The organism is Desulfosporosinus sp. Tol-M2 (assembly GCF_059735615.1).
In genome coordinates, this window is sequence record NZ_JCAIJG010000036.1 from 36,935 (window position 1) to 55,627 (window position 18,693).

An 18,693-nucleotide genomic window follows, 5' to 3' on the forward strand; every position below is an offset into this window, starting at 1 on the left:
CATGTTTCACAGAAGATATGCAGCGAATAGGTTATACTTTGTTTATAAGTTATGTACATATAATTATCCATTGAGGGATGATTGATTATTTCCACACCCGTCAGGAAATGTGCGGGTAAAATCATTGGGGAGTTATTATGGATTTGGCTTTTTATAATTATAATTAGCATAAAGCAAGCTATACCCTAAAGCGATACCCTGCTCCCCAAACCGTTTCTACGTATTGGGGATTAGATGGTTCACTTTCGATTTTCTCGCGCAGTCGAGCGATATGTACAGTAACGGTGGCGGAGTCTCCTAAAGCGTCCAGCCCCCAGACTCGTTCGAATAATTCCTCACGCCCGAAGACTCTGTTCGGATTTTGGGCTAAGTACAAGAGTAAGCCAAATTCTTTCTGTGCCAAACTTACTTCCTGCCCACGCACAAAGACTCGATGGGAGTCTTTTTCTATTTTAAGGCCACGGATTGTCAAGACGTTCCCCTTCTTAGCCCCTTCGCCAAAGCGCTGTTTTAGCCTCTCATAATTCTCCAGATGAGTTTTTACCCTGGCGACCAGTTCGCCTGGACTAAAGGGTTTTGTAATGTAATCATCGGCACCCAGGCTTAGTCCCTTTATCTTATCAATTTCTTCCTTTTTGGCTGAAACTAAGAGCACCGGAATATCTTTGTCTTCCTTCATGCATTGCAGGATTTCTAACCCATCTATCCCCGGGAGCATGATATCTAAAATAAGAAGGTCAACTTCGTTTTCCTGAAGTATTTTTAAGCCCTCCAGGCCGTTAGCGCACACGTTAACATCGAAACCGGCGACTGCAAGATAGTCTTTCTGTAATTCAGCAATGCTGAGATCATCTTCAATAATCAAGATCTTCTTTTTCATTTCTTTGACCAGTTATCATGCTTTACTTAACGAGATCATGATACTGGTCCCCTCCTCCCCGTGACTAACAGCCCATACTCTACCATTATGACCTTCTATGATTTGCTTTGCTATCGCCAGCCCCAGACCGCTGCCTTTACTGCGAGCCGCATCTGAACGGTAGAAGCGATCAAAAATGTGCGGTAAATCCCCTTCGTTGATCCCCGAACCGTTGTCACGCAGTTCAATAATTAGACTGGTTGATGTTTCTCTTAAATGAATTTTAATTTCGCCCTGATCTTTATCCATGTATTTGCGAGAATTATCCAGAATATTCATAATCACTCGTTTCATTCTCTCCCGATCCAACAAGACATGTTGTTTTTGAACCAACTCATTATGAAGCGAGATCTTGATCCGACTGCTGTCCAATTCTGATTCACTCTCTAATAAACAGAGCAAAAGATACTCCTCAAGGTCGGTTTTCTCAAACTCGTAGGGAAGCTGCTTTAAATCCAGTTTGGCATAAAGGAGTAAGTCATCAATCATTTGGTCGACTTGGTAAGCCTTTAAAGCTATGGTTTCTAAATAGCGCTTCTTTTTGTCAGGAGTATCCGCTATTCCGTCCAGGATCCCCTCTATGTAGCCCTTAATTGAGGTCACAGGTGTTTTTAAGTCATGCGAAATACTGGAAATAAGCATTTTACGATTATCTTCATACTTCAGTTGTGTGTGCACGGAGTCTTTTAGCTTGAGGCGCATTAGTTCAAGATCACGGCACAACGCTTGAATCTCTTGATCTCCTTCTTCAACAATAGGGTGATCAAGATTTCCTCGGCTAATTTCCGCAGCCGCAGTTTGTAAATTATGAAGCGGCTGTAAAATACTACGCGAAAATTGATAGGAAATAACGATATTTGTCACCAGAAAGGCCAGGAGAAAAGAAACACCGATTAACACCAGAAAAACTGTTAAATTTGTTACCGAGCGACCCATCGGCGCCAGGAGCAGCACTTTCCCCGGAGTGCCATCCTTTAACCTAAGCTCAATCAATTGAATAGTATATGATACTTCTCCGATGAGGACAGGTTCTCTTCCCACCTTCATCTTTCCTGCTTCCAAAGACTTGGCCACATCTATCTTACTGAAATTGCGCGACGAGTAAATAACCTCTTCATCCTTAATCAATATAAGCTCCCCATTAATTTCGGCGAGTTGTTCCTGGAGATGCTTTTGAAAGCTTTCTTCCTCTATAACCTCCGGAGTGTGATGCAAAATATTCCTTTCACTATACAGGAGCTCAAACTTGATTTGGGATAGCTTTTGATAATTTTCGAATGACAGATCCATACCCAACAATTTGCCGAAAACATAAAGAGAAGCCAAAGCGATAAGCACAGTAATCAACATAGGGATAATCACTGTTGAGGCATTGGCTAAAATCAAACGTTTTTTGAGGTTCATAACGTCACCCTTAGAATTCCTTTTTATCAAATAGGTAAAACCCTGCTGTAAATAACATTATACCAGATCCCAGCATGAGCAGAAATTGCCTCACAACTTTTTCAAGTGGAAAAGAGTTTACCAGAAATAAATTAAACCAGTTAAGTTGCGTCGTTATCAATAAGCTGGAATACTGCGAAAAGACCACCCCGAGGACACTTAAGAAAATAAATACCAGGACGGATACGAAAAAAACGGATATCCCACTCTTTAAAAGATTCGCTAAAAGGACAATACCTAAAGCCAAAACAATCATCGGGAACAAGCTGACGAAATAGGAGATCACCATCCTGACCAAGGAACCCAAGCTTGCTGAATTAGTATTAAAGATAAACCCGGCCAATAATGACAAAATCAGTAATAATAAAAGCGTGGCCAAGATGAAAATAATAACAGCCGCGATCTTAGCGGAAAAGATCTTTAAACGGCTCACCGGTCGAGTTAAGGTGATGCGCATACTATTCTGAGAAAACTCCCCTGAGAAACTATCAATGGCGACTAAGGCCGTAAAAAGCGGCAGGATGCTGTTGACAACCACCGCCAATACGAGTAAGGGAAACTCCACACTTCCCGCCCCGCGCAGACCAAAACCACTTCTCACCCCAACTATAGCCAATTGCCCGATAACAATCACGGCAAGAGAAAGCAAAACGGCCACTAAGGCCTTTTTCTTTTTATAGAGTTTCTCAATTTCATTCACCAGCGCAGCTTGAAACACGGCCATTTCTCTCTACCTCACTTACAAAGTAATTCTCCAGTGTCGCGTAGTTGCTCAAAATATTTTGTGTACTATCAACATTCAGTATTTTTCCATTATAGATTACCCCGATGCGGTTGCAGGTTAACTCTACATCATGGATCAAATGACTGGATATGAAAAACGTGGTCTTTTCCTGTTCTGCTAAATTTTGAATCAGCTTGCGAATATGGATCATTCCCTCGACATCCAGACCATTCAGCGGTTCATCAAGAATAACGACCTTAGGCCGGGATAATATCGCTGCTGCCAGACCCAGGCGCTGCTTCATCCCAAGCGAAAACTTTTTGGGCTTTTCATTTTTATATTTGAGCATTCCCGTTAGCTCCAGGACCTCATCAATCCTTTTGTGATCCACATCAGGGTAGTACCTGGCCGACTGCTTCAGATTATCAAAGGCCGTAAGATAAGCGTAAGACTCTGCGATTTCGATCAGACAGCCAACCTTGGCCATTGCCAATTCATACTCTTCCGTCACACTATAGCCAAGGATTTTCACATCCCCATAATCCGGTCGCATCAGTCCGGTCATAATTTTCATGGCCGTTGTTTTCCCTGCTCCGTTCGGACCGAGAAAACCAAAGATATCTCCTTGAAAGATGTCCAGACTAATATCCTTAATCCCCCGTCCATTTTTGAATAATTTGGTCAGGTTCTTAAGCTCGATAATTTTTTCCATCTCATGCCTCCCTGAAATTTAAGGCGACTGCCGGGAATATACCCGGCAGTGATCCATCTACTTATTGATTTACTTCTATTAATAATCTTACTCCAGATCCGGACTGAAATTATAATCAAAGATTAAATCGCCCAAATCACTTGCAGGCAAAGGGGGGTTGCCACTTAAATGTATTTTCCCGGCACGTTGTTCAAAGTATAAGTTTCCCTTACTCCCGGATTCCGTAGTGTAATCAAAACCTGAAAAATTCTTCTCGTCAGGCTTTTGGGCATTAAATTTGAAATCGCGTTGCGTGGTGGCGTATGCTTCAAATCCCGGCTTATACACCTCGTAATATCGCCCCGTGACCGTCTGATTATCAAACTGCGTGATCTCAATACACCTCTCGCCGACTTTGACAAACTTGTTGTCTTTTTCGATCAGGATGTCGTTTTTAAACTTGCCGACAAATTTTTCCGGATTAGAGATTTCATAGCCTGGACCTTCATTCCTGGCAATGTTTTTAACTACTTTCTTGCCAGTCAGATCGGGTTTATTTACTGTTGTGGAGTTTATGTCTGATAGTGTAGCCAAAATCTCAACCGTTATATCATGAACCGTTCCTTGCTCATCTTTACCGGACAGCACTGCGCTCCCCAAGATGTTCTCCATCACGCCGTCTTTGTTAATTTTCGCTGTACCTTTTACTTCCTTGACAAAAATATCCTCGGTAAGACGTGGCGGATTATTTTGATCGCCATTAAACTTTTGTTTCATCTGTAACGAAGCCACAGCATTGACTAAAGACGGTATTTGCAGCTCAGTCAGAGAGCCTGCCAGCCCCAGACTGCCATCGGAATTTTCCGTGACTACCACATGGTCTTTCAGTCCCCCGATGACAGCGTCCGCGATTTTTTCAAAATCATCGGCATACTCTTCCTTAAAAGGATTAGAAAAAAATACTCCTATATCTCTTTGTTCAGTAAACTCCGTTACGTAGTAGGTCGGATCACCCTCTGAAACTCGTATATTGCAAGTCTTGTCCGAGTATGTGTGAGAGTTGTTTTTATCTCCACGTATACTTTCTCCGGACGAAATACTTTCCGAGGCATCCTTACTTCTGTCATATTTAGAAATTGTGTTTTCGGTCATCAATGTTTTCTCATTATCCTTTATCACCGCTGAGATATCCATCGTAAAACTGTCAAATTTCTCGCTGCACTGCCCGGCAGTCACTTTAAGAGCATCCTTTAACTGGTCATACCCACTCTTGTTGACAATGTCCGCCAGTGCTGTCGACGCTACTAACAGGGTTCCTAACGTAAAACTTACCAGCATGGCCGTTTTCTTTTTAAATTTCAATCCATTCATCCCCTTTAGTGTATTTTTGGAAGCTTCCAATATATATTTTAGCCTATTGGTATTGATTTTCTCTAAACAGTCTCTAAACAGTCTCTAAACAAAGTATAAAAAAAATCGACTGCAGCGGGTCCGTTGTCTTACTTGCTTTTCTGCTAGCGACGAGTAATCCATACTCCGTAAAGGAAGTTTGCCATAAAGATTGCAAATATTACAATTATGGCTAATATCATTTTGGCTTCTTCCATACTTGCGAAAATGTAGCCGGTAGCCCGCGGTTTTAATCGTGGGATGAAGGCGGCTCCCGTTTTCTACCTCCCTTTTTGTGTATAGAGTCAGGCATCATAGCTCTTTGAAAACAGCAAATGCAGGTGGTTGGGTAGAAGTATCCCATCGGATTCAGCTGTGGGCGTTTCCAAAGAAGCTTCCTTATTGATATCTTACCCCATTGATCTTAAGTTTCCCTAAACAACTTATAAACAAAGTATAAACTTCTCGCCAGGCTCTGGTGAATATTAAGCTGCCCTAAAGTATCCCCTTTTCTTTTTGCTGTTAAATTTATAGTTTGACTCCTGAAAACTTATAGAGTAATATATTTCATAGATGAAATATACGTATATGAAATATACGCCTTCGAAACAACTTAAACGAAATAATTTGGGGAATGGAGGTAGAGGCAGAAATGGATAACCTTAATAATAGCACGAAAGTAGCAAGCCTTTTTCAGGAAGTAATGATCCTCTTTAAGCATAGTATGGGTAAAGTATTTGAGAATTCAGGTATTACTGTGCTGCAAGGTATGGTACTTGGCATCATAAGTAAGGAAAATCGGATCAAGATAACCGAACTCAGCAGTAAGCTTAGTTTACCGAATAGTACGGTATCGGGAATGGTTGACCGGCTTGAAAAACAAGGAATAGTGGCCAGAGAACGAAGTGAAGAGGATCGCAGAGTTGTTTATGTAAGTATTTCCCCTCACTTTAAGGAAGCGCATCAACACTTTCGGAAGAGATTTAAGGAAAGAATAGAAAACATAATGAATCAAGGTACCTCAGAAGACCTTAATACTATTTATAAAGGTCTTAATACTCTTAAAAAACTCTTGAGTGACTCTGATAAGTAACCTTTAACGATAGATTACGAGGAGAAAACTGTGGTTAAATTAATTAGATTTCTAAAACAATACACAGGACATATAGCGGGAGTGATTATACTTCTGTTTATGCAAGTTCTTTTGGACCTCTATTTACCGACCCTTATGGCGGATATTGTTGATATAGGTTTAGTGAATGAAGATATTAATTACATTCTTAAAATTGGTGGTTTTATGTTACTCATTGCAGCAGGAGTAACTTTATGCGCAATTGTAGCCACCTATCTTTCCTCAAAAACAGCCGTTGGCTTTGGCAAAATATTGCGTGAAAAGATTTTTGCTAAAGTTGAAAGTTTTTCCTTGCATGAGTTTGACAAATTTGGGACTGCCACACTGATTACAAGAACGACCAATGATGTAACTCAAATTCAGCAAGTATCAGTTTTAATTCTCAGTATGATGATTGTTGCGCCTTTAACTTGTATTGGCGGAGTTATTATGGCCTTGCGACAGGACACATCGTTAGCCTGGGTACTTGTGGTTGTAATTCCAATCCTTTTTTGCATCATTGGTGTTACCTTAAAAAGGGGCTTACCCCTGTTTAAGGTAATGCAGGAAAAGATAGATAAATTAAACCTTGTTTTACGAGAAAATCTTACAGGTATTAGAGTCGTACGTGCTTTTAATCGCATTGAAAAAGAAAGAGTGCGCTTTGATGATGCCAACAGGGACCTTATGAACAACGCAATTCAGATCAATATCATCATGGCCGTATTAATGCCGGGCATGATGCTGATTATGAACTTAACAACTGTGGCGCTTATTTGGTTTGGCGCTCTTAGAATAGAAGATGGAACTATGCAGATCGGCTCACTTTTAGCTTTTATTCAATATGCTACTCAAATATTATTTTCCTTACTCATGCTGGTAATGTTGTTTATTATGGTACCTCGTGCTCAGGTTTCGGCAGTAAGAATCAATGAAGTACTTGAAATAGACCTCGACATTATTGATCCCGAAAAGTCAAAAATAGCTGATAGTGAGAAAGGTACTGTTGAATTTAAGGAAGTTTCCTTTTGCTACCCTGGCGCAGACCAACCCGCTCTTAAGAATATATCTTTCAGCGCAAAACCCGGTGAACTGACAGCAATTATTGGAGGGACTGGTTCAGGTAAATCCACGTTGATTAATCTAATTACCCGTTTCTACGATGTTGAAAGTGGCAGTGTTTTAGTTGATGGAGTCGATGTTCGGGAAATGAGTCAGAAAACGCTTCGGGCTAAGATAGGTTATGTTCCCCAAAAAACAGTACTTTTTTCGGGTACTATTGCCGAAAATATAAAATACGGCAAAGAAGATGCTACTCTGGAAGAGATTATGCATGCGGCACAGGTTGCCCAAGCAACGGAGTTTGTCTTAGAGATGGAAGCAGGTTTTGAACATCCTATTACCCAAGGGGGAACTAATGTTTCCGGAGGACAGAAGCAGCGTCTCTCGATTGCTCGTGCTTTAATCAGAAAATCCAAGATTTATATTTTTGACGATAGTTTTTCCGCCCTGGATTTTAAAACGGACGCCAAACTACGGGCGGCTCTTAAGTCTGAAGTTGCAGATGCTACGGTTATTATTATTGCTCAAAGTGTTTCAACAGTTTGGGATGCAGATAGAATTATTGTCTTGGATGACGGACAGATTTCTGGCATTGGAACGCATCAAGAACTGTTAAATACCTGTAAGGTATATCGTGAGATTGTAGCTTCGCAGCTTTCAGAGGAGGAATTAGCTTGAGTGAAGAACGTAAAGTTGATAAATCCAAAAATGGTTTTGGTGGAAGATCAGGGGGACCGGCAGGATCCCTCGGAAAACCGGTAGTAAAGGCCAAGGATTTTAAGGGGACACTTTTCAGGTTACTGAGATATTTAAAGCCGCAGAGAATTAAATTTATTGCCGTGTTTATATTTGCAATTTTAAGCACAATTTTTAGTATTCTTGGCCCCAAAATCATGGGTAAGGCGGTGACAAAAATAGCAGAAGGCTTTGGCACCAAAATGATGGCGCTGAAGATGCATCAGCCTGTTCCAACCATGGACTTCACGTATATTGGTCGGATAGTATTGATTCTTTTAGGATTATATTTTATTAGTTCGGCATTCAGTTATCTGCAACAATATATTATGGCTGGAGTTGCCCAAAAAACGGTTTATAATATGCGTAAGCAAGTTGACGAAAAGCTTTCACGCTTGCCTCTTAAGTTCTTTGATGCCAGAACACATGGCGAAATTTTGAGCCGTGTTACCAACGACTTTGATAATATCTCAACCACGCTCCAGCAAAGTCTTACCCAGCTGATTACTTCTACTGTAACAATTATTGGTGTTGTGATTTTGATGCTATCCATTAGCCCTCTATTAACGCTTATTGTTATATTAACCTTACCTCTTTATGTTCTGGTAACTATGAATATTGCCAAACACTCTCAAAGACACTTTGCCGCTCAGCAAAAATCACTGGGTGAACTTAATGGGCATGTTGAAGAAATGTATACCGGGCACAAAGTTGTTAAGGCCTTTGGCCGTGAGGGTGATTCGATCGAAACCTTTAATACGATTAATGCAAAACTCTATACTGCCGGCTATAAAGCACAGTTTATATCAGGCGTAATAATGCCTTTAATGAGATTCGTCAGCAATCTGGGCTATGTTATTATCTGTGTCGTCGGGGGTATATTTGCAACCAGGGGTATCATTACTATTGGAGATATTCTAGCATTTATTCAGTATTCCAGACAATTCACTATGCCAATTGTTCAGACTGCCAATATAGCTAATATTATTCAATCAACTGTAGCCTCTGCAGAGCGTGTCTTTGAACTTCTGGATGAGGTTGAAGAATTACCGGATCGAGCTGAAGCCAAAGTTATCGCCTTCCCTAAGGGAGAGGTAAGATTTGAAAACGTAGATTTCAGCTATAAAGAAGAAGAACCCCTAATTAGAAACATGAATATTGATGTCAGACAGGGACAGACAATCGCTATCGTTGGGCCAACTGGTGCGGGTAAAACGACACTGGTTAATCTACTGATGCGTTTCTATGAACTAAATGCTGGTAAAATCACGATAGATGGAGTTGATATCAGAGATATCAAGCGTGGTGCCTTACGCAGTATGTTCGGCATGGTGCTTCAAGATACCTGGCTATTTAACGGTACTATCATGGAGAATATAGCTTACGGGCGGGAAAGTGCTACGGAAGAAGAGGTTATGCAAGCAGCAAGAGCTGCTCATGCTCATCACTTCATTAAAACTCTTCCTGATGGCTATAATACAATTATAAATGAGGAAGCCTCCAATATTTCCCAAGGTCAAAAACAACTTCTGACGATTGCCCGGGCAATACTGGCTGATCCTGCTATCTTAATTCTTGATGAAGCTACAAGTAGTGTTGACTCACGGACAGAAGTATATATTCAAAGAGCTATGACTGAACTTATGCTGGGAAGAACTAGCTTTGTAATTGCGCATAGACTTTCTACGATTAGAGACGCAGAATTGATACTGGTTATGAACAAAGGAAGTGTTATCGAGATGGGTAACCATATTGAGCTTCTTGCTCAGAACGGTTTCTATGCAGATCTTTATAACAGTCAGTTCACAGGAGCAAATTTGAACAAAAAGGTAGTATAAAGGTCCCTTCACGAAGTCATTGACGATGAGTTTGAATGGGGCGTGAGTCCGTTAGTAAACAATGGGCAAACAAATGTAAATTATAACAAAATAATGCTGAATTGAACATTAAAGACGCCCTAATAAACATCTTGATATATCAAATTTTCTACGGAGCAACGTATTACATCTTGGATGTCAATGTGTTCAGATAACCACACTCCTTGAATATCTTTTGTTAGAATAACCGGCATGCGGTCATGAATAAAGGCAATGTCAGGAGTTGCCGAGCGGATAACCCAAAAACGTGCATTTTAAAAATGCACGTTTTTGGGTTAATTCATTATCTGGCTGCAGAAAGTTCTAACACGATAACCTCCTGGATTTGAGGGAGGGAAGCAGAGAAAATGTCCAGAGTTTTTACCCTTTTGATCTGAGCAAAGTATGCAAGAAATCGGTCGATCCCTTCAATCGGCAGCGAGATCTTTTTGTTCAGTTTATAGTGCATGGGCAAAACGATCTTGGGGTTAAGTTGCTGTACCACCTGATAGGCTTGCTCCGCATCGATGGTGTAGAATCCCCCGATCGGAACACAGGCGATGTCAACATTTCCGACGTTTGCAAGATGATCCGGGGTAAGAAGGTGCCCGAGGTCCCCCAGGTGGACAATGCGTACGCCATCCATTGTGAAAGAAAAGAGGGTATTCTTGCCCCGCTTTGTGCCCTGTGCGGCATCATGGAATGTTGCTGTGCCCTGAATCGACAGACCGGAAAAGTTGTGTGGGCCTTCTCCGTCGACGATTTGAGGCTTCCCTGGAAGTACATGGACAGAATCGTGATCAAAGTGGTGATGGCTTACAGTGACAATGTCCGTCTGGATATGGGGCACCGGGTACCCGACATCCTCGTCAAATGGATCGGTCAGAACCGTCAGCCCCTCTTGATTGGTAAACAGAAAGCAGGAATGACCAAGCCAACGAATGTTCAATCTTCTCACCTCTTCTTTGAAATGATAAGTCTTAACAGCAAACAGATTATTACATTAATTTTATCGATTTACGGACAACATGTCAACATTTGCCATAGATGGGGCGTATAATTAATACGATCATTACCGCAGCGGGAACAATGTGTAAATCCTCAAGCGGATTTGACACTTCAAAATCACATATCGTATGCAGAAAGGAGAACTTATTATAGTTCTCCTTTTAATCCAATACGTTCAGCTACATTTTGCATACCTTTGATTGTTTCTCCGATGATATAGTCAAGTTCCATATCCAGCATTTTTGCACCCTGCTCAATGACTTCACGGTTTACACCTGCAGCAAAGTTTCTCTGCTTCCATTTCTTTTTAACAGATTTAGGTTCAAGATCAAGAATGCTCTTGCTTGGTCGCAGCATAGCTGTAGCTGCAATCAAACCAGTTAATTCATCAATTGTGAATAGAATCTTCTCCATCCTATGAAGCGGTTCAACATTGCAGCATATCCCCCAGCCATGGCTTAGCACAGCATGGATATAGTCTTCGGGCCAGTTGTGTTCCATAAGTATTTCCCTGGCTTTTAGGCAGTGCTGTTCAGGGTACATTTCGTAATCGATATCGTGTAACAACCCGATGATGCCCCACTTTTCCTTTTCGAGTTCTCCAAGAATATCAGCAAAATGAAGCATAACAGCTTCTACTGCCAGTGCGTGCATGATTAGGCTGCTATTTTTATTGTACTTGGAAAAAAGATCATAGGCTTGTTCTCTTGTCGGTATGTTCTGTTCCACGGTTAATTTCCTCTTTTGTTTCTTTTTAAAAAATACTAATCTTTTATACCTTTGATGTCAACCTTATCAGTCGTTATTACCTAGTATTCATGTTAGGATTGGTCTCTATGGACCCCCAGACCGGGAGTTTTACAACTATCAACCGCTCTTTCAACCGGGACCGGCACCTATTTTTAGTAATTTCTTTTTACCAGCCGTGAAGTCCTTTTCAGAGATAACTTCGCCAACCTTTTCATTCTTATTGTCAGCATTTTCTTCTGGAAGTTCCCCAGAATTTATTTCAGCTTGCTTGTTTTCAATTACTTGTTCATTTTCATTTTTCATGAACCCAGGTCCCTTTCTATTATTATATATCCGGCCATGACAGCTTCTTTTACTTTTGTAATTTCATTAAGCAAATTCTTAGCTCTCTCACAGCCCTTCATATCTAAGGAATAGTACATCCACTTTCCTTCACGGCGAGAGCTAATAAGTCCTGATTCACATAGTATCTTCATGTGGTGCGATAAGGTGGATTGCCCAATATTCAAATTCTCTAAAAGTTCGCAGGCACACCTTTCGCCGCTTTGAAGCATTTCGATGATCATTAACCGGTTGGGATCGCAAAGCGCCTTAAATACTTTGGCGTTATTTTCATAGCTATTTTCTATAATGATATAAACACCTCATATCTATTCTTAACGATATGTTTTTATGGATATAATAATCTTTATATCGATAAATGTCAATGCATATTATGAATTCATAATATGGTGATGCACTACAATTTACTAAACGCAAACGACCATGTATTTATCACTTTTGTCCGGGTATTTTTAACAAAATTCATATTGCTAATAATATTAGCAAGGAGTATTATATTGATATACACATATGTGCATATATATAATCTAAATGGATTATTCGATCTGGAAAGGAAGCGACAATGAACAAGTTAATAAATATATTTAAAATATTATCGGATGAAACCAGACTGCGAATCATAATTCTTTTAGCCCAGGAAGAACTCTGTGTCTGTCAAATTAGTGGTGTTCTGAATGTTTCTCAGCCTAAAGTATCGAAGAGTCTATCGAGGCTCAGGGATTTGAATCTTGTCATTGATGAAAGAAAAGAAAAATTTGTATTTTATAAACTCAAGACCGAAAATTTCGTTTTTACAAGTACAATAAGAAACATTATGGATAATTTAAACGAATACCCGAAGCTAATCCTAGATAAGAGCAGGCTTATGGATAAAGAACAATATTTGAGCCAATGTGGTATGGATAAAATTAATACGCAAAGAAGAAAGTAAAGGAGATGATCCTTTGTCTATATTTGAATGGTTAAACAACCAACTGCTTAGAATGGAGTGGCTTTCTAATTTAGTTAGACTTTTAGTAGAAAATGTTTTTGGACTAAACATGCAGGAAAGACTGGGTGGCAGCATTCACTTTTTCATATACGATGTGGTAAAAATATTCATTCTGTTAGCGGTATTGATTTTTACAATCTCATATGTACAAAGCTTTTTTCCGCCAGAAAGAACAAGGAGCATACTTGGGAGATACAAGGGACAATCTGCAAATATACTGGGGGCACTACTGGGAACAATCACACCCTTTTGTTCGTGTTCCTCAATACCGCTTTTTATAGGATTTACAAGTGCCGGTCTTCCGATTGGCGTAACGTTCTCATTCTTAATATCTTCTCCACTCGTTGATTTGGCATCAGTAATTTTGCTCGCCAGTATATTCAACTGGAAAATTGCGATTGCTTACGTCATAGTCGGGCTAATCCTTGCCGTGATTGGGGGAACAATTATCAGTAGGGCAAAGCTTGAAGAATATGTTGAACCTTTTGTTTTTAGCAATAAGGTGGTTGAAATTCAACAAGATGAATTAACTACTCATGACAGACTGGAATATTCAAAAGACCAGGTTTTAGATATTATTAAAAAGGTTTGGCTATATATACTGATTGGCGTTAGCATTGGTGCCGCCATCCATAACTGGATACCACAAAATATAATTTCCGCGGTGCTTGGCCAGGATAAATGGTATTCCGTACTAATAGCAACCTTCGTCGGGGTGCCAATGTATGCTGATATATTTGGAACACTTCCGATTGCTGAGGCTTTAGTAGGAAAAGGTGTAGGTTTGGGTACTGCCCTTTCCTTTATGATGGCAGTCACTGCTTTGTCTCTCCCTTCAATGATCATGCTCAAAACGGTTGTTAAGACAAAGCTCCTTGGAATATTTGCAGGCTTGGTAACAATAGGGATTATTATTATTGGGTATTCATTCAATGCTTTTGGATACTTGCTTATGTTTTAACTCAAAGCGGTTTAATTTTGAGAAAGACGGTTTATTAAAATTACAATGGGAAGGGGATTTGAAAAATGAAGGCAAAGATTTTAGGAGCAGGCTGTTCAAATTGTAAAAAGCTTGAAAAAATAGTACGGGAGGCTGTTGCCGAGCTGGGTATTGTTATCGAGGTAGAGAAAGTGGAGGATATGGCTAGTATTATGGCCTATGGAGTTATGAGTACGCCGGCTTTGGTGATTAACGAAGAAGTTAAATTAGTCGGGAAGGTACCAAATAAAGCTCGCGTAATTGAGTTATTACAAGCGGAACTAAATAAATAGACAGATGAGAAAAAATTTGATAGTTGACAACGTCAATTATTATAACATATAATATAGTTGCTGGAGTCAACTATATTATATGAGGAGAGAAGTCCAGTGATAAACAAGAACATGCCATATATTTATAACTACCTGCAAGAAATAGCCTGGTATTTTGGAAGTCATGGCATTAATGGAGAGTGTTGTGGAGAACTTTCATTAGTTGAATTCATGGCATTAAAAAAGGTCTGTGAAAATCCTGATAATTCGATTCAGGAAATAGGAAATGCACTGAATTTTACTAAAAGCGGGGCAACAAGAATCATTAATCGCTTAGAAAACAAGGGATATGTCGTACGGGAAAACTCCTCAATAGATGGTAGGGTCTGTTGTGTCTCAACCACTGTTAAAGGAAGTCAAGAAATGAAAAAGATAATGGATAAATATACTAACTATCTCGATGATGTATTAAATGAGCTGGAACCCCAGATGATCGAAAATATTTATGATGTATTGGAGGTACTGGTAAAAGCATTACAACAGAAAAAACATTTAGCCTAAACGTAAACAATCAAGTGGGGGGGAATGTTCTTGAATACATTTATCGAAACAGTTAAATATTTTACATTGATAATATCAGAACTTGTTGTATTGTTTATTGGAATTAGTACGGTTGTGGCATTGGTTTTCATGTATATACCCCGGGATAAAATGAAAAACTGGATGGCAGGTAAAGGTATCTGGGGCAATATTTTGGGGGTGCTTTTTGGAGCGATTACGCCCTTTTGTGCATGCTCTACTGTTCCGATGACACTCGGATTTTTACAAGCAAAAGTCCCCTTTGGTGCTGTTATGTCCTTTGTTATTTCATCCCCGTTGATGGATCCGCTAGTATTTATATTGCTTGGAACATTTATGGGTTGGAAGGTTGCTGTTGGATTCTTAATTCTGACATCTGCTTTTGCAGTTATTTTCGGTGCAATTCTTGACAAGATGGGGTGGGAAAATCAAGTTAAAAATGTGAGAATCAAAGGTGGTGATCATGATCAAAATGAGGATACGCCAATAGGATTTAAGAACAGGCTAAAAGCATCATTTATAACAGCTTTAGGTGACTTCAAGGGAGTATTCATCTATATGATAATCGGTGTTGGAATTGGGGCGGCTATTTACGGATATATGCCTACTAATCTTCTTGCAAAAGTTGCAGGTCCTGATAATCCATTTGCTGTTATCGTTGTAGCATTAATTGGTATGCCACTATATATTCGCGTAGAATCAGCTATTCCAATCGGTCTTGGGTTATTGGGTAAGGGTGCAAGTATTGGTGCGGTAATGGCATTTATCATTAGCGGTGCTGGTATAGCCATTCCAGAATTGACAATGCTTGCCGGCATTTTTAAGAAAAAAATAATTATTGCTTTTGTATTGATTGTATTCGTTACAGCCGTGGTAACTGGACTGATTTTTAATATGCTTATATAGAGGTTTTACAATGTGAAGGGAGAAAATAAGATTATGAAGAGTGAAAATGAAAAAGAGGAAGGAAGAAATACCGGATAAAAATGGCAGGCGATTTTAGGGGAAAGTTAGTTGGTGCTATTGTAGGGAAATAGCATAACGATAGTCTTAATGATTATGAAGGAGTGAATATTATGGGAAACAAAAAGAAAAAGGGATTTTTTGATATGCTAATGGGCAAGAAAGAAAAAGGAGGTTGTTGTGATTTCGAGTTAGAAGAAGTACCGGAGGAAAAGGCCGATAATAAAGATGATTCTATCAAAAATTCTAAAGATCCAGCAACGTCAGATAAAGACTAAACAATACCTATTAGCCATAGCTAACCTAAGCTATGGCATATTTTTTGGGTACTTATTCCGAAGTGACAAGCATAGGTTATCATAGGTTATTTACAAGGTATTAACTGGAGGTGGATAATCATGGAGACTTATTTTCAGAATGATCCCCGAATTAGAAAATGGGTGAATCAGATCATTGATAGAATTTTCACGGTATGCATATTAAACGGGGTTGATTCAGATGGAGAATTTCAAAAGGGTTGTCAAATCGTCATGAACCTTACATCATTATTAAAAGATATCCCAACTCTCCCATCAGAATTCTTGGCAGATGGGGTTAAACAACTTATTGAACAACAGCTTCCTGACGCTTGCGTTATGAATAACTTTCCTACATTCCAAGCTATCATGGACAGAATGTTACGCGAAGGAATATTGAAAGCCACTGATACCCAAAAGAAAGAGGCTTCCAATAGCAATTCAACTGCTGTAAATGTTAAAGATATTAGCACAGAATCTCATGATAGCTATACCGACAGTCCGATGGAAGTATCTAACATAGAGTGCGTTACTGATGAGGCCCTCGCTCAAGCGGAAACACAAGCGAAAGCNNCGCTCAAGCGGAAACACAAGCGAAAGCAGATGCCCGGGCACTGGCGGAGGCCCTCGCTCAAGTTAACTCTTTTACCAAAGCTGGAACGCAAGCAAATGCGGACGCGTTGGCGATTGCTGAGGCACTTGCCCAAGTTGACACGAAGTTAGAGGCTATAACCAAGATAGAACGCTATGAACTAGCTAAACCTATGTCTAACACGAATGATTATCTCATAGAAAACGCACTTAAGGAAAATAATACTATTAAGGCCGGAACTGAGCTTGAACCATTTGCTCTTAGAAAGGTCCCTGCTTTATTAACATCCATCAACTCTAAAATTTCTCAAATATTCAGTACTACTCAAGTTCCTCAGCAGGCGGATCTCCTTAGAGAGGTTCTAAGCAATATCTTTCCAAAAAGTACTGTCTATTGGAATAAAAGATTAATGGGTCAGATATTTTTGGCCCAAGTGGAAGATTTTTTGATTTGCCTTCATGATCCCGAGCATCCGTGCAATCTGAAAAAGTATAATAAGGTAGGTTGGAAGGTCTTAGTTTGCAGTAATGAAGATCTAACGTTCCCTCGCAGATTGGAAAGAAAAATAAAACAAATTCAGCGCTCGGGAAAGATGTCCGCAACTGTATAACAAACATGGTGGTATCCTGCCATGGGATCGTTGGGATATATTCTGGTTACTTGTATCACACCATGGACTATGAGATAATGCCTTATCCAACTTAATTCTTCCACTCGCCACAACGCTGCCCTCGCAATAACCTGTCGGGGGTAGCTTTCTTGGCAAACTCGGGTTTTTATATGAAGAATAACGGGTAATATGAGGGGTGACAGGTGAATACGAAGAATACTTTTAATAATGCAATTGAAATATCTAAAACAATATGCAAATTAAAATTGTCTAAAGGGGATACAGTGGTTGATTGCACTATGGGTAATGGCAATGATACTGCATTTTTATGCTCTCTGGTTGGAGATAAAGGAAAAGTTTATGCTTTTGATATACAAGAAGCTGCTATTATAAATACAAGAAAGAAGCTTCAGGAATTAAATTTTCTTGAAAGAACGGAAATAATTCTTGATGATCATCAATTTGTTGATAAATACATACAAGGATATGTTAAATTAGTAATCTTTAATCTGGGATATCTACCGAGGGGAGATCACGGAATTACCACAACAAAGGAAACTACCATAGTAGCTGTTCAAAAGTGTTTAGAGATACTTGAACCCAATGGCATAATATTACTAGTTACATATACAGGACACGAAAATGGTAAATTGGAAAAAGAGGCTTTGGATAGATATACCTCAAAATTAAGCCAAAAGGATTACAACGTAGTAAATATTTGCTTAACTAATCAGATCAATAACCCAGCTGAACTTATTTGCGTTGAAAGAGTATGTCCTAAATAAACATATTCACTCAGTCAATGGTTTGGAACCAGTCGTTTCCGGCGGTACGACCGTCCGGACAAAAATAGTTGTTAGAAGTTCCAGGATCAGTAAAGGTAAGGCTCCTCGCACGCCCGGAAAAGTAAACAAAGGTAAAATAAGAGATATAGACGGACAAAAAGGTTTATCCGTATAATTGCCCAAGACGGTTAAAGCAAAAACGAGAGGAATCTCCGGTGTTTCAATGGATATCCCAGTGACTTCTTGACCGGTTGAAGGGGCGGATGTGTTGGTAGAAGGCCGGACATTGGCGCGGGTCACCAAGGCTAAGAAATTCTGTAAATTACTTGGCGTCATTCGCCCAGTTTGTTCCGGGGATATAACAGGGCCTTTCTGAACCGGCATTGACTCAAGACCAAAAAAACGGTTAGCAAGAAACAAGAAAAGTTGGGCAGCGATGAGAACACCTGCGGAAGCAAATACTTTTTCCGTTATCAGCGGTTGGAAGAAAAGAAACGAAGAGCTTCCCGGTACCGAACTAACCGGAGCAATAATAGAAAGACCCAAACTTAAAGGTTCTTTAGAAGAATGACATTCATAAGAACCAGGTTCACAAG

Annotated in this window: 21 protein-coding genes; 11 read left to right on the forward strand and 10 right to left on the reverse strand. The window is 39.8% G+C overall.

Annotated features, from left to right (window positions below; translation table 11 throughout):
* Positions 1-178: 178 nt before the first annotated feature.
* The 5 genes from AC6I5A_RS01830 to AC6I5A_RS01850 all read right to left on the reverse strand — a co-directional run bounded on the left by AC6I5A_RS01830 (position 179) and on the right by AC6I5A_RS01850 (position 5,139).
* Positions 179-880: a response regulator transcription factor gene (locus AC6I5A_RS01830; RefSeq protein WP_034611045.1), complete on the reverse strand. Its 702-nt coding sequence runs from the start codon at positions 878-880 to the stop codon at positions 179-181.
* Between the two features lie 15 nt (positions 881-895).
* Positions 896-2,323, reverse strand: a complete 1,428-nt coding sequence (locus AC6I5A_RS01835; RefSeq protein ID WP_034611047.1) for a sensor histidine kinase — start codon at positions 2,321-2,323, stop codon at positions 896-898.
* 10 nt (positions 2,324-2,333) lie between these two features.
* Positions 2,334-3,086, reverse strand: coding sequence for a DUF2705 family protein (locus AC6I5A_RS01840; protein WP_034611050.1), 753 nt, complete (start codon positions 3,084-3,086; stop codon positions 2,334-2,336).
* The gene (locus tag AC6I5A_RS01845; RefSeq protein WP_034611052.1) at positions 3,055-3,798 is read right to left on the reverse strand and encodes an ABC transporter ATP-binding protein; all 744 of its coding nucleotides are present in this window, start codon (positions 3,796-3,798) and stop codon (positions 3,055-3,057) included. Before AC6I5A_RS01845 ends, AC6I5A_RS01840 begins: the two co-directional genes overlap by 32 nt.
* A gap of 87 nt (positions 3,799-3,885) precedes the next feature.
* Positions 3,886-5,139: a hypothetical protein gene (locus tag AC6I5A_RS01850; RefSeq protein ID WP_034611055.1), complete on the reverse strand. Its 1,254-nt coding sequence runs from the start codon at positions 5,137-5,139 to the stop codon at positions 3,886-3,888.
* A 679-nt stretch (positions 5,140-5,818) separates the two neighbouring features.
* Here AC6I5A_RS01850 and AC6I5A_RS01855 point away from each other — a divergent pair.
* From AC6I5A_RS01855 to AC6I5A_RS01865, 3 genes are read left to right on the forward strand one after another with little or no spacing between them, the layout of a single operon-like run.
* Positions 5,819-6,259 carry a MarR family winged helix-turn-helix transcriptional regulator gene (locus AC6I5A_RS01855; RefSeq protein WP_034611057.1) on the forward strand — a complete coding sequence of 147 codons (441 nt, stop codon included), beginning with the start codon at positions 5,819-5,821 and terminating at the stop codon, positions 6,257-6,259.
* A gap of 30 nt (positions 6,260-6,289) precedes the next feature.
* Positions 6,290-8,017, forward strand: coding sequence for an ABC transporter ATP-binding protein (locus AC6I5A_RS01860; protein WP_034611060.1), 1,728 nt, complete (start codon positions 6,290-6,292; stop codon positions 8,015-8,017).
* The gene (locus AC6I5A_RS01865; protein ID WP_034611063.1) at positions 8,014-9,912 is read left to right on the forward strand and encodes an ABC transporter ATP-binding protein; all 1,899 of its coding nucleotides are present in this window, start codon (positions 8,014-8,016) and stop codon (positions 9,910-9,912) included. Before AC6I5A_RS01860 ends, AC6I5A_RS01865 begins: the two co-directional genes overlap by 4 nt.
* A gap of 322 nt (positions 9,913-10,234) precedes the next feature.
* Here the strand turns inward: AC6I5A_RS01865 and AC6I5A_RS01870 are convergent, their stop codons facing one another.
* The 4 genes from AC6I5A_RS01870 to AC6I5A_RS01885 all read right to left on the reverse strand — a co-directional run bounded on the left by AC6I5A_RS01870 (position 10,235) and on the right by AC6I5A_RS01885 (position 12,317).
* A complete protein-coding gene (locus tag AC6I5A_RS01870; RefSeq protein WP_034611066.1) occupies positions 10,235-10,879 on the reverse strand; it encodes an MBL fold metallo-hydrolase in 645 nt (214 codons plus the stop codon).
* 206 nt (positions 10,880-11,085) lie between these two features.
* Entirely contained in the window at positions 11,086-11,667 is a 582-nt protein-coding gene (locus AC6I5A_RS01875) for an HDIG domain-containing metalloprotein (RefSeq protein WP_034611068.1), read from the reverse strand.
* Positions 11,668-11,817: 150 nt separating this feature from the next.
* Positions 11,818-11,991, reverse strand: coding sequence for a hypothetical protein (locus AC6I5A_RS01880; RefSeq protein ID WP_497900421.1), 174 nt, complete (start codon positions 11,989-11,991; stop codon positions 11,818-11,820).
* A complete protein-coding gene (locus AC6I5A_RS01885) occupies positions 11,988-12,317 on the reverse strand; it encodes an ArsR/SmtB family transcription factor (protein WP_497900427.1) in 330 nt (109 codons plus the stop codon). The genes AC6I5A_RS01880 and AC6I5A_RS01885 overlap by 4 nt, the downstream gene beginning before the upstream one ends.
* A 275-nt stretch (positions 12,318-12,592) precedes the next feature.
* On the opposite strand from AC6I5A_RS01885, the gene AC6I5A_RS01890 reads away from it, so the two are divergent.
* The 8 genes from AC6I5A_RS01890 (at position 12,593) to mnmM (ending at position 18,097) form a co-directional block, all read left to right on the forward strand.
* Positions 12,593-12,961, forward strand: coding sequence for an ArsR/SmtB family transcription factor (locus tag AC6I5A_RS01890; protein WP_034611071.1), 369 nt, complete (start codon positions 12,593-12,595; stop codon positions 12,959-12,961).
* 13 nt (positions 12,962-12,974) lie between these two features.
* Positions 12,975-13,982, forward strand: a complete 1,008-nt coding sequence (locus tag AC6I5A_RS01895; RefSeq protein ID WP_034611074.1) for a permease — start codon at positions 12,975-12,977, stop codon at positions 13,980-13,982.
* A 65-nt stretch (positions 13,983-14,047) separates the two neighbouring features.
* Positions 14,048-14,293, forward strand: coding sequence for a thioredoxin family protein (locus tag AC6I5A_RS01900; protein ID WP_034611075.1), 246 nt, complete (start codon positions 14,048-14,050; stop codon positions 14,291-14,293).
* A 96-nt stretch (positions 14,294-14,389) separates the two neighbouring features.
* Entirely contained in the window at positions 14,390-14,833 is a 444-nt protein-coding gene (locus tag AC6I5A_RS01905) for a MarR family winged helix-turn-helix transcriptional regulator (RefSeq protein WP_497900422.1), read from the forward strand.
* 24 nt (positions 14,834-14,857) lie between these two features.
* Positions 14,858-15,757 carry a permease gene (locus tag AC6I5A_RS01910; protein WP_034611078.1) on the forward strand — a complete coding sequence of 300 codons (900 nt, stop codon included), beginning with the start codon at positions 14,858-14,860 and terminating at the stop codon, positions 15,755-15,757.
* 170 nt (positions 15,758-15,927) lie between these two features.
* Positions 15,928-16,092, forward strand: coding sequence for a hypothetical protein (locus tag AC6I5A_RS01915; RefSeq protein ID WP_497900423.1), 165 nt, complete (start codon positions 15,928-15,930; stop codon positions 16,090-16,092).
* Between the two features lie 698 nt (positions 16,093-16,790).
* A complete protein-coding gene (locus tag AC6I5A_RS01920; protein WP_034611081.1) occupies positions 16,791-17,312 on the forward strand; it encodes a hypothetical protein in 522 nt (173 codons plus the stop codon).
* Positions 17,313-17,515: 203 nt separating this feature from the next.
* Positions 17,516-18,097 carry a tRNA 5-(aminomethyl)-2-thiouridylate-methyltransferase MnmM gene (mnmM, locus tag AC6I5A_RS01925; protein ID WP_034611084.1) on the forward strand — a complete coding sequence of 194 codons (582 nt, stop codon included), beginning with the start codon at positions 17,516-17,518 and terminating at the stop codon, positions 18,095-18,097.
* 6 nt (positions 18,098-18,103) lie between these two features.
* Here the strand turns inward: mnmM and AC6I5A_RS01930 are convergent.
* Positions 18,104-18,693: hypothetical protein (locus tag AC6I5A_RS01930; protein ID WP_052167833.1), on the reverse strand; the 590-nt coding region annotated here is incomplete at its 5' end.

Coding starts and splice junctions, on each gene's coding strand:
- AC6I5A_RS01830 (WP_034611045.1), bottom strand. CDS start 880: ATGAAAAAGAAGATCTTGATTATTGAAGATGATCTCAGCATTGCTGAA.
- AC6I5A_RS01835 (WP_034611047.1), bottom strand. CDS start 2,323: ATGAACCTCAAAAAACGTTTGATTTTAGCCAATGCCTCAACAGTGATT.
- AC6I5A_RS01840 (WP_034611050.1), bottom strand. CDS start 3,086: ATGGCCGTGTTTCAAGCTGCGCTGGTGAATGAAATTGAGAAACTCTAT.
- AC6I5A_RS01845 (WP_034611052.1), bottom strand. CDS start 3,798: ATGGAAAAAATTATCGAGCTTAAGAACCTGACCAAATTATTCAAAAAT.
- AC6I5A_RS01855 (WP_034611057.1), top strand. CDS start 5,819: ATGGATAACCTTAATAATAGCACGAAAGTAGCAAGCCTTTTTCAGGAA.
- AC6I5A_RS01880 (WP_497900421.1), bottom strand. CDS start 11,991: ATGAAAAATGAAAATGAACAAGTAATTGAAAACAAGCAAGCTGAAATA.
- AC6I5A_RS01890 (WP_034611071.1), top strand. CDS start 12,593: ATGAACAAGTTAATAAATATATTTAAAATATTATCGGATGAAACCAGA.
- AC6I5A_RS01900 (WP_034611075.1), top strand. CDS start 14,048: ATGAAGGCAAAGATTTTAGGAGCAGGCTGTTCAAATTGTAAAAAGCTT.
- AC6I5A_RS01910 (WP_034611078.1), top strand. CDS start 14,858: ATGTTCTTGAATACATTTATCGAAACAGTTAAATATTTTACATTGATA.
- AC6I5A_RS01915 (WP_497900423.1), top strand. CDS start 15,928: ATGGGAAACAAAAAGAAAAAGGGATTTTTTGATATGCTAATGGGCAAG.